17 protein-coding genes and 1 pseudogene are annotated in these 17,252 nt (G+C 64.3%); 4 read left to right on the plus strand and 14 right to left on the minus strand.

From position 1 onward, the window contains the following. Window positions 1-18: 18 nt before the first annotated feature. Together Thiofri_RS16085 and Thiofri_RS16090 are read left to right on the plus strand one after the other, a co-directional pair. On the plus strand, window positions 19-1,461 hold the full coding sequence (locus Thiofri_RS16085) for a 3' terminal RNA ribose 2'-O-methyltransferase Hen1 (protein WP_009146498.1): 1,443 nt from the start codon (window positions 19-21) through the stop codon (window positions 1,459-1,461). After that, window positions 1,458-4,007: a polynucleotide kinase-phosphatase gene (locus Thiofri_RS16090; RefSeq protein ID WP_009146499.1), complete on the plus strand. Its 2,550-nt coding sequence runs from the start codon at window positions 1,458-1,460 to the stop codon at window positions 4,005-4,007. Before Thiofri_RS16085 ends, Thiofri_RS16090 begins: the two co-directional genes overlap by 4 nt. A 220-nt stretch (window positions 4,008-4,227) precedes the next feature. Here Thiofri_RS16090 and Thiofri_RS16095 read toward each other — a convergent pair whose 3' ends face one another. From Thiofri_RS16095 to Thiofri_RS16145, 11 genes and pseudogenes are all read right to left on the minus strand, one after another. After that, window positions 4,228-4,437, minus strand: coding sequence for a hypothetical protein (locus Thiofri_RS16095; RefSeq protein ID WP_009146500.1), 210 nt, complete (start codon window positions 4,435-4,437; stop codon window positions 4,228-4,230). Between the two features lie 309 nt (window positions 4,438-4,746). Continuing rightward, window positions 4,747-5,514, minus strand: coding sequence for a Rha family transcriptional regulator (locus Thiofri_RS16100; protein ID WP_143741680.1), 768 nt, complete (start codon window positions 5,512-5,514; stop codon window positions 4,747-4,749). 36 nt (window positions 5,515-5,550) lie between these two features. Then, window positions 5,551-6,858: a TraB/VirB10 family protein gene (locus Thiofri_RS16105; RefSeq protein ID WP_009146502.1), complete on the minus strand. Its 1,308-nt coding sequence runs from the start codon at window positions 6,856-6,858 to the stop codon at window positions 5,551-5,553. After that, the gene (locus Thiofri_RS16110; RefSeq protein ID WP_009146503.1) at window positions 6,858-7,778 is read right to left on the minus strand and encodes a TraK domain-containing protein; all 921 of its coding nucleotides are present in this window, start codon (window positions 7,776-7,778) and stop codon (window positions 6,858-6,860) included. The genes Thiofri_RS16105 and Thiofri_RS16110 overlap by 1 nt, the downstream gene beginning before the upstream one ends. Before the next feature lie 10 nt (window positions 7,779-7,788). Further along, the gene (locus Thiofri_RS16115; RefSeq protein WP_009146504.1) at window positions 7,789-8,364 is read right to left on the minus strand and encodes a TraE/TraK family type IV conjugative transfer system protein; all 576 of its coding nucleotides are present in this window, start codon (window positions 8,362-8,364) and stop codon (window positions 7,789-7,791) included. 8 nt (window positions 8,365-8,372) lie between these two features. Beyond that, window positions 8,373-8,654 (minus strand): type IV conjugative transfer system protein TraL, encoded by a 282-nt coding sequence (traL, locus tag Thiofri_RS16120; protein WP_009146505.1) that lies wholly within the window; start codon window positions 8,652-8,654, stop codon window positions 8,373-8,375. A 1,149-nt stretch (window positions 8,655-9,803) separates the two neighbouring features. Continuing rightward, a pseudogene (locus Thiofri_RS16125) lies at window positions 9,804-10,112 on the minus strand (DUF188 domain-containing protein); the annotation flags it as partial. A 59-nt stretch (window positions 10,113-10,171) separates the two neighbouring features. After that, window positions 10,172-11,365, minus strand: a complete 1,194-nt coding sequence (gene dinB / locus Thiofri_RS16130) for a DNA polymerase IV (RefSeq protein ID WP_009146506.1) — start codon at window positions 11,363-11,365, stop codon at window positions 10,172-10,174. Between the two features lie 81 nt (window positions 11,366-11,446). Then, on the minus strand, window positions 11,447-12,388 hold the full coding sequence (locus tag Thiofri_RS16135) for an ADP-ribosylglycohydrolase family protein (RefSeq protein WP_009146507.1): 942 nt from the start codon (window positions 12,386-12,388) through the stop codon (window positions 11,447-11,449). 31 nt (window positions 12,389-12,419) lie between these two features. Continuing rightward, window positions 12,420-13,274, minus strand: coding sequence for a DUF429 domain-containing protein (locus Thiofri_RS16140; RefSeq protein WP_009146508.1), 855 nt, complete (start codon window positions 13,272-13,274; stop codon window positions 12,420-12,422). Window positions 13,275-13,348: 74 nt separating this feature from the next. Beyond that, complete coding sequence (locus tag Thiofri_RS16145) at window positions 13,349-13,903, minus strand: DUF427 domain-containing protein (protein WP_009146509.1); 555 nt, start codon at window positions 13,901-13,903, stop codon at window positions 13,349-13,351. Between the two features lie 152 nt (window positions 13,904-14,055). On the opposite strand from Thiofri_RS16145, the gene Thiofri_RS16150 reads away from it, so the two are divergent. Together Thiofri_RS16150 and Thiofri_RS16155 are read left to right on the plus strand one after the other, a co-directional pair. Beyond that, window positions 14,056-14,514: an NUDIX domain-containing protein gene (locus tag Thiofri_RS16150; RefSeq protein WP_009146510.1), complete on the plus strand. Its 459-nt coding sequence runs from the start codon at window positions 14,056-14,058 to the stop codon at window positions 14,512-14,514. Next, window positions 14,504-14,911, plus strand: coding sequence for a hypothetical protein (locus Thiofri_RS16155; protein WP_009146511.1), 408 nt, complete (start codon window positions 14,504-14,506; stop codon window positions 14,909-14,911). Before Thiofri_RS16150 ends, Thiofri_RS16155 begins: the two co-directional genes overlap by 11 nt. A 33-nt stretch (window positions 14,912-14,944) precedes the next feature. On the opposite strand, the gene Thiofri_RS16160 is transcribed toward Thiofri_RS16155, so the two are convergent. From Thiofri_RS16160 to Thiofri_RS16170, 3 genes are all read right to left on the minus strand, one after another. Next, a complete protein-coding gene (locus Thiofri_RS16160) occupies window positions 14,945-15,709 on the minus strand; it encodes a uroporphyrinogen-III synthase (protein ID WP_009146512.1) in 765 nt (254 codons plus the stop codon). A gap of 66 nt (window positions 15,710-15,775) precedes the next feature. Beyond that, entirely contained in the window at window positions 15,776-16,744 is a 969-nt protein-coding gene (locus tag Thiofri_RS16165; RefSeq protein ID WP_040854024.1) for an endonuclease/exonuclease/phosphatase family protein, read from the minus strand. After that, on the minus strand, window positions 16,726-17,247 hold the full coding sequence (locus Thiofri_RS16170) for a hypothetical protein (protein WP_009146514.1): 522 nt from the start codon (window positions 17,245-17,247) through the stop codon (window positions 16,726-16,728). The genes Thiofri_RS16165 and Thiofri_RS16170 overlap by 19 nt, the downstream gene beginning before the upstream one ends. Between the last annotated feature and the right edge of the window lie 5 nt (window positions 17,248-17,252).

Raw genomic sequence — 17,252 nt, forward strand, 5'->3', positions numbered from 1 at the left:
TATCAATTCCCCGCCACCATGCTTCTGACCCTCACCACCACCCATCGCCCCGCGACGGATCTCGGCTATCTGCTCGCCAAGCACCCGGCGCACTGCCATGAGCGCGCGTTTGGCCATGGGCGCGCCTGGCTGTTCTTCCCGGAGGCCACCGAGGCGCGTTGCACGGCTTGCTTGCTGCTCGATATCGATCCCATCGCGCTCTCGCGGTCGGCGGCTCGGCCGGGTGCGGGTGCGGGCGGTGCGTCATCCGCGCCGCTGGAACCCTATGTGAACGACCGACCCTATGTGGCGTCGTCCTTTCTGAGTGTCGCCATCGCCCGCACCCTGGGCTCGGCGCTCAAGGGGCGCAGCCGGGAGCGGCCGGAGCTGGCTGAGACTGCCATTCCGCTTGAGGCGCATTTGCCGGCGCTGCCGGCGGCGGGCGGTGAGTCTTTTCTGCGCGATCTGTTCGAGCCGCTGGGTTATGAACTCGAAGTCGAACCCGTGCCGCTTGATGAGGCCTTTCCGTGCTGGGGGCCGAGCCGGCTAGTCAGCCTGCGCCTGCACGCCCGGCTGCGACTGGCGGAGCTGTTGAACCATCTCTATGTGCTGCTGCCGGTGCTCGATGATCGCAAGCATTACTGGGTTGGCGAGGCGGAGCTTGACAAGCTGCTGCACGCCGGCGGCGACTGGCTGGCGACGCACCCGGAGCGAGAGATCATCGCCCGGCGTTATCTCAAGCGCGACCGCCGGATGGTTGGGGAGGCCTTGCGGCAACTCCTGGCCGGGGACGATCCTGATAGCGACGCCGAGGAGGATCCGCGACTGGCCGCGAGTCTTGCGCGGGCACGCAACGGTCCCTTGGCACAGCGGCGCCGCGCGGCGATCATTTCGACGCTGGTCGACCACGGTTCAACATCGGTGCTGGATATCGGCTGTGGCGATGGACGGCTGCTACAGGATCTGCTCGCCGACAGCCGCTTCGCGCGCATCGCCGGCACCGACGTCTCGCCCGAGGTGCTGCGCGTCGCGGCCAAGATGCTGCATCTGGATGAATGCTCCGAGCGGCAACGCCAGCGCCTGGCGTTGTTTCAAAGTTCAGCCTTGTATCGCGACGCGCGTTATCGCGGCTTCGATGCCTTGGTGGTCAGCGAGGTCATCGAGCATGTCGACCCTTCGCTCCTGAAAACCCTGGCGCGCATGTTGTTCGGCGAGGCCCAGCCGCCGTTGCTGATCCTGACCACGCCGAATCGCGATTACAATGCGCTCTATCCCCGACTGCCGGCTGGCGATCGGCGCGAACGGGATCACCGCTTCGAATGGTCGCGGGCGGAGTTCCAGGACTGGTGCTTGCCCGTCGCCGCGCAATACGGTTATCAGGTGCGCTTCGAGCCGATTGGCGACCCGCACCCGGAATTGGGTGCCTCGAGCCAGATGGCGATCTTCACCCGAGCAGACAGCCGCGAGCGTGCCCCGGCATGACCATTACCCTGCCAGTCTTCTCCCTCATCATGCTGGTCGGTGCTTCCGGCAGCGGCAAATCGACCTTCGCCCGACGGCATTTTCGCCCCACCGAGGTCTTGTCCTCGGATACCTGCCGCGGCTGGGTCAGCGATGACGAGACCGACCAGTCCGCCACCAAGGACGCCTTCGAGGTGCTGCATTTCATCGCCGCCAAGCGGTTGGCCGCGCGACGCCTGACAGTGATCGACGCGACCAATGTGCAGCCCGACGCACGCAAGTCGCTGCTCGCCCTGGCGCGACGCTGGCACTGCTTGCCGGTCGCCATCGTGCTCGATCTGCCGCCGGCCCTGTGCCACGGTCGCAACCAGGCGCGCGCGGATCGCCAATTCGGATCCGAGGTAGTGCGCCGCCAAGCCGATCAGCTTAAACGTTCTTTGCGCAGTCTGAAGAAAGAAGGTTTTCGCCAGATCGTGCGGCTCGACTCGCCCGAGGCCATCGAGGCCGTGCGCATCGAGCGCCAACCGCTGTGGAACGACCGCCGCGCGGATACCGGCCCTTTCGATCTAATTGGCGACGTGCATGGCTGTTTCTTTGAGCTGTGCGATCTGCTGCGCACCCTGGGCTACCAGGTCAATGATGATCCCGCCCAGCCCAGCGCCCAGCACCCGGAGGGTCGCCGCGCGCTCTTTCTTGGCGACCTGGTCGATCGCGGCCCCGCCACGCCTGCCGTGCTGCGCCTGGTGATGCAGATGACCGCCGCAGGTCAGGCGCTCTGCGTGCCGGGCAATCATGAGGCCAAGCTGAAGAAATGGCTCGACGGTCGCCAGGTCAAGCCAACCCATGGCCTGGCCGAATCCATCGCCCAGCTCGAAAAGGAGTCGGCCGCTTTTCGCGCCCAGGTGCGCGACTGGATCGATGGGCTGGTCAGTCATTATGTGCTGGACGGCGGCAACCTGGTCGCGGCCCATGCCGGCCTGGCGGAGGAATTCCAGGGCCGCGCCTCGGGTGCGGTGCGGTCTTTCGCGCTCTATGGCGAGACCACCGGAGAGACCGATGCCTTCGGCCTGCCGGTGCGCCATGACTGGGCGGCGGCCTATCGCGGCCGGGCGCATGTGGTGTATGGCCATACCCCGGTACCCGAGCCGGTCTGGATCAACCGCACCCTGTGCCTGGATACCGGCTGCGTCTTCGGCGGGCGGCTGACGTCGCTGCGCTGGCCGGAGAAGGCGATCATATCCGTTCTGGCCCGGCAGCCGTATTACCAGCCGGTGCGACCGCTGGCCGATCCCTCAACATTGATTGCGAGGCCAGCAGACCTTCTCGACATCACCGACATTCAGGGCTTGCGTCACATCGAGACCGCGCTGATCCCGCGCGTGCGCATCGGCGAGGATCAGGCAGCGGCGGCCTTGGAGGTCATGAGCCGCTTCGCCGTCGATCCCCATTGGCTGATCTATCTGCCCCCGACCATGGCGCCGGCGGCGACCTGCCCGGAGGGCGAGTATCTGGAGCACCCGCGCCCGGTGCTGGAGGATTATCGGCGGGGCGGCGTCACGCGTCTGATCGGCCAGGAAAAGCACATGGGCTCGCGCGCGGTGGTCATCGTCACTCGCGCCGATGGCGTGGCGGCCCGGCGTTTTGGCGCCACCGATCGACGCGAGGGCGTGATCCACACCCGCACCGGACGGCCCTTCTTTGCCGACCGGGCGTTGGAGCGCGCCCTGCTCGAACGGCTGCGCGGCGCCGTCGCGGCCAGCGGACTCTGGGAAGAATTCAACACCGACTGGCTGGCGCTGGATGCCGAGCTGATGCCCTGGTCGGCCAAGGCGCTGGAACTGCTCAAAAGCCAATATGCCACGGTCGGGGCCGCCGGCCAGCGGGGATTGGCCGCGGCAGTCGATCTGCTCGATCAAGCGGTCGCGCGTGGCGGTGCTCCCGAGGACTTGCTCGCGCGTTTTCGCGCGCGCCAGACCATGCTGGACGATTATGTCGCAGCCTATCGGCGCTATTGCTGGGACACGCCGTCACTGGAAGACTACCGCCTCGCGCCCTTCCATCTGCTCGCCGCCGAGGGGCGAACCTTCAGCGATCGTGATCATCTCTGGCATATCCAAACCCTGGCGCGTCTGTGCGCGGCCGATGCCTTGCTGCAAGCGACCGCCTATCGTCTGGTCAACCTAGAGGATGCGCACTCCGAACAGGCGCTGATCGATTGGTGGCTGGAGCTGACCGGGCGCGGTGGCGAAGGCTTGGTGATCAAGCCGCTCGATTGGGTCACCACCAGCCAGTCAGGACAGCGCGGCAAGTGGGTGCAACCAGCGATCAAATGCCGAGGGCGCGAGTATCTGCGCATTATCTACGGTCCGGAATATACGCATCCCGAGCATCTCGGGCGACTGCGCGCCCGAAGCCTGGGCTCCAAGCGCGCACTGGCCCTGCGCGAGTATGCGCTTGGGCTGGAGGCGCTCCATCGATTTGTCAGTGGCGAGCCGTTGTATCGGGTGCATGAGTGCGTCTTCGGTGTCCTGGCGCTGGAGAGCGAGGGTGTCGATCCGCGACTCTAAACACGAGATTATTCTCCGGACGGCGGCTCAAACGTGAAAAAATTCCGCACGACGACCAAGCAACAAGGCGAACCTGGCGAGCTTAACGCGGGGTTGGAACATCGGATCCGGCACAGAGTCCCTGTCGGTACCCTGCTCGATAAGGCATTGACTGGATTCATGATTCATTATTGGATCATCTCGAAGTCCGCGAAGAACCTCAGGCTGGCGTCGTTCGAGATTAACGCACGGAGCTTTGATTTTCTTGGCCAACCCCGTGAGTCACCGCCAGCGAAGCTCCTTGTTCCCGGCAAAACGGCCAGGGCGCAGAATGCGCCGCCGCGTAGAAGGTGACCGGCAGCGGCAGGAAATGATTATCTGGCCGCACGGTTGCCCCCGAGCGATACCAGACCATGTAGTGCCAGAGTGGACGCGCCATGGTCTTGATCATGCAAGGTCCATGCAAGGACAGCCTTCTTGGCTACGAATCGGCGCACAGCGTTCGGGCCTCTCGATCAAAGCGCGCCCGACGACAGCCGACGACAGATCAGCGCGCAAGCGACCCCTCATGCGGGGTAGACGTGAGTAACCAATCGAAGTGGTTGTCCTCGGTGATCCGACACAGTGCCATGTTTCCGGCACTGTCGATCCGCAATCCAGCGGAGGTGATGGCCGCTCTAGGCGGCTGGAGCGATCACGGGGATTTAGCGATTGCTTCGCCGCTTGCGCGCGGCGCTGTCACAATTCTGACAGGCAGGCGTTAGCCCGCAAGCGAGAACACCTCATCCAGCACATCGATGGGATAGCTGTTGACCGAACCGAAGCGCTCGTCTGGAATACTGCCGATGCGCTCTCCGCGCTCGCGCGCTAGCTTGGCGGCGGCCATCCCTTTCTGGCGCGATTCGGAGATTGGCAATCGAATACCGTTCTGCTTCATGTAGGCGGTGATGGTCCGGTAGCCCGTATCGCTACCCATCAAATCGACACGCTGTTCGAGTCTCGCGATCCGCTCCGCTTGTTCGGCTTGGTCTCGTTCGGCTGCGAGCAGCGCCTGCCCATGCGCGATCATCAACTCGGCTGGAGAGAGAGGCCGGACTTGGGTCTTCTCCAATGCTTGCCAACGCCGAACGACGCGCAACCGAGCCTGATCGTTGTAACCGGTGAGCAACGTGAGGGTGTGATCCTTGTCGAGGTCGATCCGGGCAATGTACCCACGATCATCCTTCTCAATCGTAACACCCTGTATTTTATGTTGATCCAGTTTTGGTTTATCGTCCAGGTGATAGAGATTCTTCAACATCTTTCGGATATCGCGAAGAACATGACCATGCGTTTTCCCGGTCAGTTCCGCGATCTCGCGGCTCGACATGGCCAACGGAAAAGTCTCCGACGCGTTCAACACCATCAGTCCCATAACGAATGCTTCCCCTGATTGTGATACCGATTGAACAGCGTGATTGAATGGGACCGGCGATGCCTGCGGCAAGCCAGAACCAGGACTGTTGCTGTTGACTTCGGTTCCAAACATCGGCTCATCGCACAGACAATCCCTGTCGAGTGCGGGTTATTTTTGATCAAGCGAATCAAGCTTCAGCCCCACGCCCCGGTTCAGAATCACCTCCACCCCGCGCCCGGCATCGACCTCGAGCACCGGGAAGATGGTCTCGGCCAGATCCAGGTAATACTCGGCCAGGCGATCCAGCGCCTTGCCGGTCCCAGAAATGGCCGCGCCTTGCAGGGCCTGTCCGGAGAAGACTTGCTGGTAGGGCATGGTGGTTCCTCCAGTGGCGACCGAGGCGACCGGCACGGTGCCGAACAGTTGGCTGAAGCCCTGCATGAAACTCACCTGCATGGCCCGTCCGATGACCTGGCCTTGTTTGTTCACCAGTCGTCCGCGCACGCCGACCTTGCCGTCCTCGCCGACGGCATAGCCATCGATGGCGACCTCAATGGTTCGCCCATCGCGGCGCACGCAGTTGATGGACTCCGCGCGCAGATAGACCCGTTCTGAGCCCAGGTCGCCGTAACCACCGACCAGGAGAAAACACTCGCGGATGTCGGCGCGGAAGCGGTTGGGCAGGATAGCGTTGTCCTTCAGGCGCAGCAGCGCGGGATAGGGATCCTGGCGCGCGGTGCGACCGGTGGGCGCGTCCATGCCGGAGAGCAGCACGCCTTGGAGGATGCTGCCTGCGGGGATGCGGACTTCCGAGATGGCGTCCTCGGGGTTCTTATCCTTGCCGGCGGCTTTGGCCGCATCGCCCTGGACGTGACGGATGCTGAGGGCGGGACCAGCCGGTTTGGCGCTGCCGGCTGGCTCGGAGACGGTGGCGCGTGGCGCATCGAAGAGCTGATCCAGCGCTGGTGGCTCGGAGTGGCGAATCTCTGGCTCAGAATTAGCGGGAGTCTCGGCAACATCCGCCGGTGATGGCGGCACCCAGAGGTCGGCTCCCTGTCCAGGGGGAAGCGCTGCCTGGCTTTTGAGCTCTTCCCGCACGCCGGCCAGCTCGCGTTTCAGGGCCTCCAGCTCCGCCTGGCGCTCGCGGCGCAGCGTCTGCATCAGGGTCGCGCGATTGCCCGCGCCCTCGGCGGCATCCAGGCCGAGTTGCTCCAGGTTGTAGGCGATCTTGCGCACGTCCCCTTCCAAGGTCTGCAAGCGCCGGCCCAGGCCATCGATGCCGAGGTCGCGCGGATCGACATCGGTGAGTAGATTGTTGACCAGGCGCCGGCGCTGCGCCTCGCTGTCGCGGTCATCCTGCGGTGCGGTGGCGATCAACACTGCCAGCGAGCCGACGATGACGCCACCAGTCCCCAGGGTGATCCATTGACGCAGGCGCGGGGACAGGCGCTCCCAGTGTTCGGTCCACTCAGCCATCAGCGGGTTCCTCCCGGCTGAGCGGTACGCGCGGCTGGATTTGCGCGCGAGGGATCGATCGCGACCAACAGGGTCGCATCGGCTCCGGGATGCAGCGGACCGCTGGGCCACAGGGCCGCAGCCGCAATGGCGCCTTTCCCGCCGGCTTGGCACTGGCTTTCATCGAGCACGACCGGCTGGTCGCCCTTGACCCGCACCCTGGCGGTCAGAAAGCGCAGTGCATCGCCGTCGTATGTCTTCACCTGGCTCAAGTTGACATCCGCACCGCAGCGGATCGCAGGACCGAAGCGCACGCGACCTGACCGATAGCCATCGGGCACCTCACCCAAGGCCAGGGCACGAAAGCCTTGGGTCAATTCCGCGACGTACTGCTGCGGCTGGCGCCAAATGGCCACGGGCGCCATGTCTGGCTGCACTGACGCCGACTCAGTCACGGCGGACGACGGGCGGGACGCCTTACGCTGGTTCTCCAATCCCGGCACAAGCAGACGAATCTCGCGTGGCGGCACCCGACGCGGCGCCAGCGTCAGCGCCACCGTGGTCTGGGCATCATCGGCATCGGTGATGTAGAGGGTCGCCGGGGTCTCCTCGGCGGTGGCGACATAGAGGACATTCCCATCGACCTCGGTCGAAACACTGGAGACCGTCCTGACCGACGGTGATCGGAAGGGCGTGACAATGCGGTTGAGGTGATCGATGGCCAGTTCCAGGATGACGGTACTGCCCGGTTCGACCGTGACGGTGCGCGGTCCGAGGGCCAGTTGGGCATCCTTGGTGGTGGCGGGCTGGTTGGGATTGGAGTCAGCGCTGGTGCGCAGAAAGGGACTCGCGGCCTGAGAACCCAGACTCGTCACGGCGAGCCCCGTTCCGAGCAGGGCGGCCTGGATGGAGACGGTAAGACGACGGGGTTGGAAGTGCATGCGGGAATCCTCAAGGTTGCGCGGTCGTGCGCGGACCGCCGGGATAGACATCCAGATGCCGGATCACCGGGCGGTAGTGCCGGAAGCCGACCTGGATTTCGTAGGTGCGTTGATGGCGGACGGGTTCGGCGCCGGGACCGGCACTGACCTGCTGGCCGGTGACGAAGAAGGTGTCGCTGGGTTGGTCATAGCGCAGCGCATCGGGGGAGAAATGCATCGCCACCCGTTCGCGCTTGATGGCGGCGACCTGTTCGCCGATGACGGCGAGCACCTCGCGACGCAGCGGCGGGGACAGCAGGGGTTCGAGCGCCGCGCGGATGAAGTCCGCCGAGCCGGCGCTGACATTGCCGAGCAGTCCGGCGACATGCACCGCCCAGGCTTCCTTGACCGAGCGACTGGCGCTGTCGCGGGCGATATTGACCTCGCCCTCGAGGATCGGCGGGACCAGCACCACAGTGCGATCCGCGCGCACCAGGGCGAGCAGTGTCAGCAGGTTGATGAGCAGCAACACTGCCACGACCAGGCGGTGGAAACGATTCTCGGCGTTCAATCCGCGCCAGGTGCGGCTCAGGGTGTGAAAATCCATGGGCGACCTCAGGGCTGAAAGCGGCGGGTGAAGGGATTTGGGCAGCGCCGCGCCTTGAGCGGAACCAGCCCGTGCCAGTAGCCCCAGTGCAGGGTGAAGCCATCGGGGCGGCTGTCACGAAAGCGCCCGTAGAGCCGCGACAGACCCAGTCCCAGGGCGAGGAAGATCAGCAGTCGGTCGCTGAGCATGCCGATCACGAGCATGAGCACCAGCGGGATGAGTTCATCGAGCCGCCACAGCAGCAGCGAGGGCGGGTCATCGACGCCATGGGGAAGCGCAAGGGGATGCATCGGGCAGACCTCCGGCAAGTGAGTTGAATGCCGGGTAGCCTGCGCGATTGCGCGTCGATCAGCGACACCGAGAGTTCGGTGAAAATCCGAGCTTTCGTGCTTGCCCTGTCCAGGGAAGATGGGTAAGGGCAAGCAGGTTGGGCGGGGCTGGCTGGCCATGCGGGCTGTCTGGGTCGCATCAGCCCGGCGGGTTTGAGCGGCCTGGCTTCGAGGCGGCGCTCGGCACGCCGGCGCCTGGTTCCCACCCGGACTCCGGGCCTGCTCGTCCCAGCGCGGTCTGGCCCGAACTGGGCTCGGCGTCGGTCGATGCGCTGACCGGGTTCGGCGAGCGCCTCGCGCGCGTCAGCGATCAGCAAGCAGCATTAATAACTCTCCCGAGTTTTTGTAATGCTTGCTAGCTAGCTAGCTGGCGCGCGCGCGTGAGGAAGCGAGGGTGAACGGCGATCACCAGCAGTTCTTGGTCCTGGCTGAACTGCACGAATGTTCACATTAAAAACATGCCGTCCAAGCTCGGATTTTTAGAGGATTGCATGATTTTACAGTGGCCTGTCCTTTGTTTCTGGCCATTAAACCAGCCATAAGCATCCGCGTAGCGCGGCTTTCGCACTCAAAGCCATAGGGAACAATGCTGCGGTCATGGGTCTTCATGGCAACCGAGCTGGGTCTTTTTGTTCACCAGCACAGGCAACCTGGTGCACCAGTGTGGGGAAAGGGTTGCATCAGGCTAATCACTTTGGTTCACCAGCCCTAGGGAACCTGGTTGTCGATGCCGGGGAACTGGGTGCTCTCCCTCCTGGAAAGCGGGGTTCCCTAGTCCGGTGAACCTGGTTCTCTCCCAGGTACCCCGGTTCTCCAGCCTGGGAACACGAGGTCACCAGTGCGGGGGCAACGGGTTCGCCAGGGTTAGTGTCTCTTGTTCACCAGGCCACGGACGCTTGTTCACCAAGGCGGTGCATCTGGTTCCCGAGTTCAGGACACTTTGTTCACCCGTTCAGGGACGCTTGTTCACCAGTCCAGAGACGCTAGAGGCCAGATGACCAGCGAGTTCGCTGGCCACCAGCGGCGCTGTGGGCCGGACTGTCTCTCGATGGCAGGATGTGATGACTTGCCTGGGCGAGTTCGCCTGGAACCCCGATAGGCTTGAGGTCTTCAAGCGCGCACGTTCGCCCCGGCCCCCTTTCGATCAAGGAGCACGATTTCGACGATGATATTCGTTCTGGTCCATGGCGGAGGCAGTTCAGGGAAGGATTGGGCCGTGGTCGCGGATGGCTTGCTGTCGCCTTGGCTCAAGGCCGGTGGTCCTCCGGTGCGGATGCCGCTGGCTCTCAGGGTTTCCAGGAAGTCGCGGACATTCGCTCGCGCGCGGACGTTCTCGGTGGTGAACAATTTGCTGCGATGACTCAGCGCCTACCCTCCCCGCTCGATGACAGCGGTGGCCAGCGGGATGTCCTTGGTGACCTGGGGGCAGGCATCGGCGTCGATCCGGATAGTCATCTTTTGGGTTCTCCTGAAAGGCGTCAGTCACAATGGCGATGGGTGCTGAGCCCGCGTTGAATGGCTTCGGCACCAAAACGCTGGCGGATGGCGTCGAGTGTCTTGGTCAAGGTCGGCTCTTCGGGCTCTGGTTGCGCGTTAGCCGCGTCGAAAAGATCGAGCTGCACACGCCGATTGGACTCGGGCCAACCGGAGAGTCCGAGTCCGATCAGCCGCACGGGGCGGCTGTGCCAGGACGTTTCGGTGGTGAGCATGGACCGGGCGATGCAAAACAGTTGCTGTTCATCCGCTGTCGGACGCGTGAGCGTGCGCGAGCGGGTGTGGGTCTCGAAGGGGAAGAAGCGGATTTTCAGCGTCACGACGCGCCCTTTGTTCCCCGTCTGCCGGGCTAGCCAGCTGACCTCCTGCGCGGCCCAATGCAGGGTGCTTTCCAACATCTGGGGATCGGTGACATCTTCGGCGAAGGTGGTTTCCTTGGAGATGGATTTGCGCGGTCGCTCGGGATGAATCTGGTCGTCGGCGATTCCGCGTGCCTGACAATAGCACTGAGTACCAGCGCGCGCGCCCAGATGACGGCGCAGGGTCACGAGCGGGAGTCGGCGCACGTCGCCAATCGTTCTGACACCCAGGCGCCCCAGCCGAGGCGCGGTCTTGGGGCCGATGCCGCGCAGTACCTGGAATGGCATGGGGTTGAGAAATGCATCCACTTGGTCAGCCAGCACGACCGTCAAGCCATCGGGCTTGCGAGCGTCAGAGGCCAGCTTGGCGATGAGCCGGTTCGGTCCGATGCCGACCGATGCGGTCAGACCCACGGCCTGGCGGATGCCGGTCTTGACCTGCTCGCCGATGACCTGAGGCGGCCCGACCAGGGCGGTCAGACCGGAGATGTCAAGATAGGCTTCGTCGATCGAGACCCGTTCGATCTGCGGGGAGAGGGTCGCGAGCACCGCCATGATTTGTTCGGAGACCTGCGCATACTGGGCCATACGCGGGCGGACATAAACCGCTTCCGGCGGCAAACGCCGCACCGCCTGTGCGATGGGCATGGCGGAATGCACGCCGAAGCGCCGCGCTTCGTAGGAGCAGGTCGCCACCACGCCCCGCTGGCCCGGCTGAGCGCCGACGACCACCGGGCGCCCCTGCCACTCGGGATGGTCGCGTTGTTCGATGGCGGCGAAGAAGGCGTCGAGATCGACATGCAGGATCAGGCGTGACATGGCTGCAACCAGCGCGAAGGATTCCGATGATGATAATCCGATGGGCGCCTGCCCCAGAGGGCCTGTGACTGAGCCGCACGTTTAGGGGACGCTGCAAGCCGAGGCGAAACGGCTCGCTTCGCGCACCAGACGGTCAGCATCTTCCAGCTTGGCAAGATACTCCATCGGCAAGGCGCCCAGTCCGCGCGCGGCGCCCCAGAGGCCGCCGGCCATGGCGCCGATGGTGTCGACATCGCCACCGACCCGGCGGGTGAAGTCGAGCAGATCGACGAAGGGTTCGCGCAGATGCCGCAGGGCGATATAGACGGCTGTTGGGCAGGAACCGGCGGCAGTGATCGAGCGGCCGAGCTGCCGGGCGACGATGCTTGGCGCAATCGGCTGTTGGGCGCCAAGCCATTGCTCGGCGGTAGCGAGTTTTTCGGTCACCACTGGGCTCCATGACGCGGCTCTGATGGCGGCCCAGATGTCGCTCGGACTGCACCCGGTGAAGACCAAGCTGGCGACCAAGGCGATCAGCGCAGCGCCTTCCTTTCCGTCAGGATGGGCGTGAGTGATCTCGGCGGCGCAATGCGCGGCCGTGATGAGTGTGTGGGTTCCCTGCCCGGCGAAAAAGAGTCCGATCGGCACCGCGCGCATGGCCGCACCATTGCCGAAGGAGCCCTGGGTATAGACCTTGCGGCTGGCACTGCTCCAGTGCTCTCCGCGTCGGATGCGCTTGAGGATGCGCGCCGCACCGGGGCCATAGCCGCGCGACCAGCGGTAGGAGCGGGCGAAGCGCAGCGCAAGATCGTCCTGGTCGATGCGGCCCAATTCGGCCAGGGAGGCGGCGACATCGAAGGTCATCTGGGTGTCGTCGGTCCAGCGCCACCGACCGTGACGGGTGCCGATCATGCGCCACAGCAGTCCTTCGAGCGGGCCGCCTTCATGGGGTGCGCCCCAGGCGTCCGCCAGGGCAACGCCGAGCAAGGCGCCCTGGATACGATCAAGTGACTCAGGAGGGGAACTTGGTCTGTGGTCGGACATGAACGGATCATTCTCCTGCGCGCTGGACCGGTCAAGCCTTGATTCGGCTCGGCTCTGGCGGTCGACCTCGCGCCTGCGGATCGGCGATCCAGCCTTCGAGCGGGTCGCTGGCTGTTGGCGCGGTCAGCTGATCAGAACCCTCTGCGCGTTGCGTCCAGGCCCAGGCGGCCTGGATGGCACAGAGCAAGGCATCGAGCCTATCCCCTGTCGGATCAGCGGCCAGGCGCGTGGGGGCTGTGACCTCCAGGCCATAAACGGGTCTTGTCGCCCCGTCCAGAATCGCTGTCAGCAGGTCGTGGCGCGCTTGCTCGCGTTCGCGGCTTTGCTTCTTGGAATCATCCTGCTTATAGGAGCGGCGTCCAATCAACTGGCGCGCCAGAACACCGGGATAGGCTTCGACGCAGATGCGCTCCGGGTCGCCGCGATGGACCCCCGGAATGGTCACACCAGCGCGCAACAACCGGGGCGCACCTTCGAAGAACATCAGCCCGACCGGGGTGCCATAAAGCTTCTGCGGGCTGATGGCGCCAGCAGCGCGATCAGTCGCACGCCGATGTTCCTTGTCTCCGACAGCCCGCTGGGCGCGATAGGCATCGAGCGCTTGGCGGAAACCCGTGCGACCCAGGTTCTCAGCATGACGCACATATCCCGACCAGGTCATGGGCCAGCCGATGTTGGTGACAAAGGTACGCGACTGGCCAAAGGGGAAATCCAGCCCGGCGATCCAGGGGCCGGGTTGGTTGAGGAAGGATTCAAAGGACGCGAAATCGCACCAGCACGCGAGCGCTCCGGCTGTTAACCGCTGTCCTTCCAACTGGCATTGCAGACAGGTGATGGGCTTGCCGCGCCGGGGGCGACTGGTGAAATCGATGCCGTAAACGCGCATCCTTTGTGCCTCTTGATGCCGGTGAGCCGGGCAAGGGGTACCGAACGCTCTGCGCTTCTTATCCCTCCATCCGCTTACCAGTGCCCAGTCCCCGGCTCGCCCTTGAACGGACCGACGATCTCATCAGTGATCCAACCGCCATAATATCCCCCTGCTTGGGGTCGCACCCGCTCGCCGCCGACACAGCACGCGAGCCGCGCCGGGTAACAGGAAAAATAGCCGGCAATCACGGCGGCCTCCTCCCAGGCGTGCGGATAGCGCCAGAGCGCATCGCGGATCAGTCCTTGCGGGCCATTGACGTGAAAATACTCGGCCTCGCCTTTCCATTCGCACAGGGTGCGGCGCTCGGATGGTTCCAGCAGCGACTGATCGACGGCCTCGGGCGGCAGGTAGACACTCGGCGGGCTGCCAGTTTCCAGGGCGCGAATCGCGGCTTCGGTCGCGGCAATGCGCCACTCGCCGGCATGGACGGTGATCAGCCGGTGATCCGGCTGGTAAATTGGCGGGCGGGGGTAATCCCAGACGGACTCCTGGCCGGGTCCAGGAACCTGCGCGAAGGGCGGTTTTTTCTGGCCGCGATACCGCCAAGCGTCGCGGGCGGCTTGTAAACCGGATCGATCAGCGGGCATGATTTGTGGTCTCGGCTATGATGGCTGGGTGTCTGTTGGCGGATGTTGGGCAGATAATGCGATGGGCAAGATCGCAAACGCGATGGCTGGCGATCAGCGCGCATCGCAACGCTTGCATGCCCCGTCTCCGGCGACCACCGCAGAGGTTTGCGATGCCAAAACCCGAAACACCGCTCCTGACAGCGGACATCATTATCGAACTCGCCGACCGGCCCGGCCGGCCTATCGTGCTAATCGAACGGCGTTATCCCCCACTGGGCTGGGCCATTCCTGGCGGTTTTGTCGATCTCGGGGAGCGCATCGAAGCCGCCGCTGTGCGGGAGGCTCTGGAGGAAACGGCCTTGCCGGTGAGGCTGTGCGTGCTGCTGGGCCTTTATTCCGATCCAGCGCGCGACCCGCGGGGGCATACGGTCAGCGCGGTCTATGTCGCGGAAGCCACCGGAGAACCCCGGGCGCAAGATGATGCCCGCCACTTGGCGGTCTTCGCACCGGATGCGTTGCCTGAACCCCTCGCGTTCGATCATGCGCAAATTCTTGGCGACTATCAGCGTTACCGCGAGACGGGCCGGATCACACCGCTTTGGTCGCCGATGACACTCGATGGCGCCTGAGCATCGCGCGCCCGTCATCATGCCTATTCTGTTTTCCATCATCGAGTCCCCCGGTCATCCGCGACTGGATGGCCTTTACCAGCGCCTTGGCATCGAGCAGGTCAAACTTGCCTCGCAGCGCAAGGCGTTGCAGGCGCTGAAGAAGACCCCACCCGACTGGGTGGTGGCGGAATTCTTCTATGGCTTCGGCAACAACTACGCCGGGGCCAATGTCTGCAATCTGGATGTCTTGCTCGCCACATTGCGCAAACAGGCGCCGACCGCGCGGGTGATCGTGCTGGTCACCAGGGATCAAGCCGGTTATGTTCCCTTGCTGGCTGAGCGCTTCCCCCTGCATGCGGTCCTGACTCTGCCGGTGGCCGAGCCGGACATGGAGGCGGCGCTAGCGGACGAATGAAGCGATCATCGTCTTTAACCGCCTGTGCTGTTGCTACGCAGGTAGCGGACGACAACACAAGGCCGCAAGGACTGCTTCATCCGAGGCACGCTCGGCCAGCACGACATCACGAAATCCCAGCGTGCGCGCGGCTTCGGCGGTGCGCGCGGCGATAACGACCAGCGGGGTGGCCAACAGCTGTTCGCGCCCCGTCGGCCCGAGGATGGCCAATAGGTTGCGCAGGATTTGTTCACTGGTCACCGTGACCCAGTCAACGTCGGTAGACCACCGCGCCAGCAGCGGTTGCGGATCGACCTTGGGACAGGTGCGACGATACACCTCGGCGATGCTCACGCGCGCACCCCGCTCGCGGAGTGTCTCGGCCATTAGCCCGCGACCGCCCTCCCCTCTCATGATCAAAACACGCTGCCCGTCCAGGTGGCTGAGCTCGGGCAGTGCCAGCACCTCTTCGCTCTCGAACCGACCGCTCGGCACCAGATCGGCGGGACGCCCGAGCGCCTCAAGCTCCCGTGCCGTGCCAGCGCCGACGACCGCAACCCGCTCGGCGCGTAGCCAGGGGTGACGATCAGCGACGATCGCATGGGCGAAACTCACCGCATTGGGACTGACGCAATAGACCAGATCCCAGTGCTCGGCCAACAGGGCGCGGGCGGCTGGGTCATGCGTCGGTTCGATCACCAGGGCCGGAAAACGCAGGGGCCGCCCACCGGCGGCTTCGATCAGCTGGCACAAGCGCTCTGCCTGGTGCGCCGGTCGGGTGACCAGGACACCCTGGCCTTGTAAGTCACAACAACGCATTGCTCTTCGGCCTTGGCACGCTCGGCTGCGCGTTGGCTCCGTCGATGACAGAGCGGATGGGCGCGGTCACCACAGCAAGACGCTCAGCGCCCGGTGATCGGAGCCGAGTGAGCGAGTGGTTCCGGACTCAGCCCCCCGCCAAGCGGTGGTCACCAGCACCTGATCGATGGGAATGCCAAGCCAGCCTTGTCCCACCGCCGGCCAGGTGGGTTGTAACCCGCTGGCCCGACGCACGCCAGTCTGCGCCAGACCGGCAAAGGCCGACGACCACGGGCTGGCATTCAGATCACCAGCCAGGATGCTGGGCTTGGTCGGGTCAGTATCCTCGATCAGATGGTGCAATTGCTGATTGCGCAACGCATGAAAGTGCGCCGAAACTGGCGGCATCGGGTGCAGTGCGATCACACCGATGTGCTGGCCGTGCCAGTCAAGCTCGGCATGCAGGCGTGGAATTCCGGCGGCATCCCATTCGGTACGTGTCTCGATTAGCGGCCAGGCCGTGCGCAGGCAGATACCAAAAGGCGACGCCTCGGGCTGCTCGACGTGATAAGACAGTTCGCCTCTGTCATCCAGCCAACGCGCCATCTCCGGGATGCATTCGAGCAGGATCAGTAGATCTGGCGGCTCGGCCTCCAGCCAATCGGTCAGCGCGGGCAACGGCGGCTCGACCATGTTCAGATTGGCCACGGCAACGCGGAAACCCGGCTCGGTCCGCTCGCTTTGGTTATCCAGGGATGGCGAGGCCGTTAACCAGGGCAGCGGCAGCAAGAGCAGCGCCAACAGGGCGGCGGGCTGGCGTCGAGCACTCAGCGCCACGCCAAGCACCAGCACGATCAGGTAAAGCCATTGTCCGTGCGTGATCAGGTCCAGCAGCCAGGCGAAGCGACCTCCACTGGCGCGCAAGGGTGCCGACAACCAGGGTGAGAGTAGCCCAAAGGCCGCGCCGCCAATCAGCCACCAGCCATCGCTCGCGCGGTCACCGGCCAGCGGTCGGCGCAGAATCGCCAGCCAAGCCATCAGCGGCGACGCACCCATTTTGGCGGCTCAGGAAGCCAGGCGTTACCTGGATATCGACGCTCCAGGATGTCCTCACATCCCTCGGCACGATTGGCCTGCTGGGCCGCCTCACCGATCACGAGAATCCGCTCTGGTTTTCGCCGCCGGTCGATGGCGGCCAGGGGTTGGAGCTCAACCGTCTTGCCTTGCACAATGTCGCGCACGGACAAGCTGTTGGCGGAAATTCTCACATAGAACGGCCCGGTCTGGAGCCATGTCGACAGGAATCCTGGCATCATGAACCTCGTTGCATCCGGCGGTTGCGCCGGTGCTTGCCCGGCTTGAATCTCAACCCCTGATAAAGAGACTATCTGAATGACAAAAAACCGCTTGATTTCAATTCTCGTAATCTTGTTCGTCCTCTCTTGTTCGTCCTCGGTGCTGTGCCTGTCGCAAGCGCGGAGGAGGTCGAAGGCGGCTTGTTCGTCAACCTGACCACCGATGATACCTGGGCCGCGACGAAAGCCATCCTTTTCGCCCACGAGAA

Origin of the sequence: Thiorhodovibrio frisius, from assembly GCF_033954835.1 — a bacterium.
GTDB classification, from domain to species: domain Bacteria; phylum Pseudomonadota; class Gammaproteobacteria; order Chromatiales; family Chromatiaceae; genus Thiorhodovibrio; species Thiorhodovibrio frisius.

What these genes read in the sequence shown, in the direction of transcription:
- Thiofri_RS16105 (WP_009146502.1), bottom strand. Translation starts at nt 6,858, where the DNA reads ATGGCTGAGTGGACCGAACACTGGGAGCGCCTGTCCCCGCGCCTGCGT.
- Thiofri_RS16160 (WP_009146512.1), bottom strand. Translation starts at nt 15,709, where the DNA reads ATGCGTTGTTGTGACTTACAAGGCCAGGGTGTCCTGGTCACCCGACCG.
- Thiofri_RS16110 (WP_009146503.1), bottom strand. Translation starts at nt 7,778, where the DNA reads ATGCACTTCCAACCCCGTCGTCTTACCGTCTCCATCCAGGCCGCCCTG.
- Thiofri_RS16150 (WP_009146510.1), top strand. Translation starts at nt 14,056, where the DNA reads ATGCCAAAACCCGAAACACCGCTCCTGACAGCGGACATCATTATCGAA.
- Thiofri_RS16135 (WP_009146507.1), bottom strand. Translation starts at nt 12,388, where the DNA reads ATGTCCGACCACAGACCAAGTTCCCCTCCTGAGTCACTTGATCGTATC.
- Thiofri_RS16090 (WP_009146499.1), top strand. Translation starts at nt 1,458, where the DNA reads ATGACCATTACCCTGCCAGTCTTCTCCCTCATCATGCTGGTCGGTGCT.
- Thiofri_RS16165 (WP_040854024.1), bottom strand. Translation starts at nt 16,744, where the DNA reads ATGGGTGCGTCGCCGCTGATGGCTTGGCTGGCGATTCTGCGCCGACCG.
- Thiofri_RS16085 (WP_009146498.1), top strand. Translation starts at nt 19, where the DNA reads ATGCTTCTGACCCTCACCACCACCCATCGCCCCGCGACGGATCTCGGC.
- Thiofri_RS16100 (WP_143741680.1), bottom strand. Translation starts at nt 5,514, where the DNA reads ATGTTTGGAACCGAAGTCAACAGCAACAGTCCTGGTTCTGGCTTGCCG.
- dinB (WP_009146506.1), bottom strand. Translation starts at nt 11,365, where the DNA reads ATGTCACGCCTGATCCTGCATGTCGATCTCGACGCCTTCTTCGCCGCC.
- traL (WP_009146505.1), bottom strand. Translation starts at nt 8,654, where the DNA reads ATGCATCCCCTTGCGCTTCCCCATGGCGTCGATGACCCGCCCTCGCTG.
- Thiofri_RS16140 (WP_009146508.1), bottom strand. Translation starts at nt 13,274, where the DNA reads ATGCGCGTTTACGGCATCGATTTCACCAGTCGCCCCCGGCGCGGCAAG.
- Thiofri_RS16095 (WP_009146500.1), bottom strand. Translation starts at nt 4,437, where the DNA reads ATGATCAAGACCATGGCGCGTCCACTCTGGCACTACATGGTCTGGTAT.
- Thiofri_RS16145 (WP_009146509.1), bottom strand. Translation starts at nt 13,903, where the DNA reads ATGCCCGCTGATCGATCCGGTTTACAAGCCGCCCGCGACGCTTGGCGG.
- Thiofri_RS16115 (WP_009146504.1), bottom strand. Translation starts at nt 8,364, where the DNA reads ATGGATTTTCACACCCTGAGCCGCACCTGGCGCGGATTGAACGCCGAG.
- Thiofri_RS16155 (WP_009146511.1), top strand. Translation starts at nt 14,504, where the DNA reads ATGGCGCCTGAGCATCGCGCGCCCGTCATCATGCCTATTCTGTTTTCC.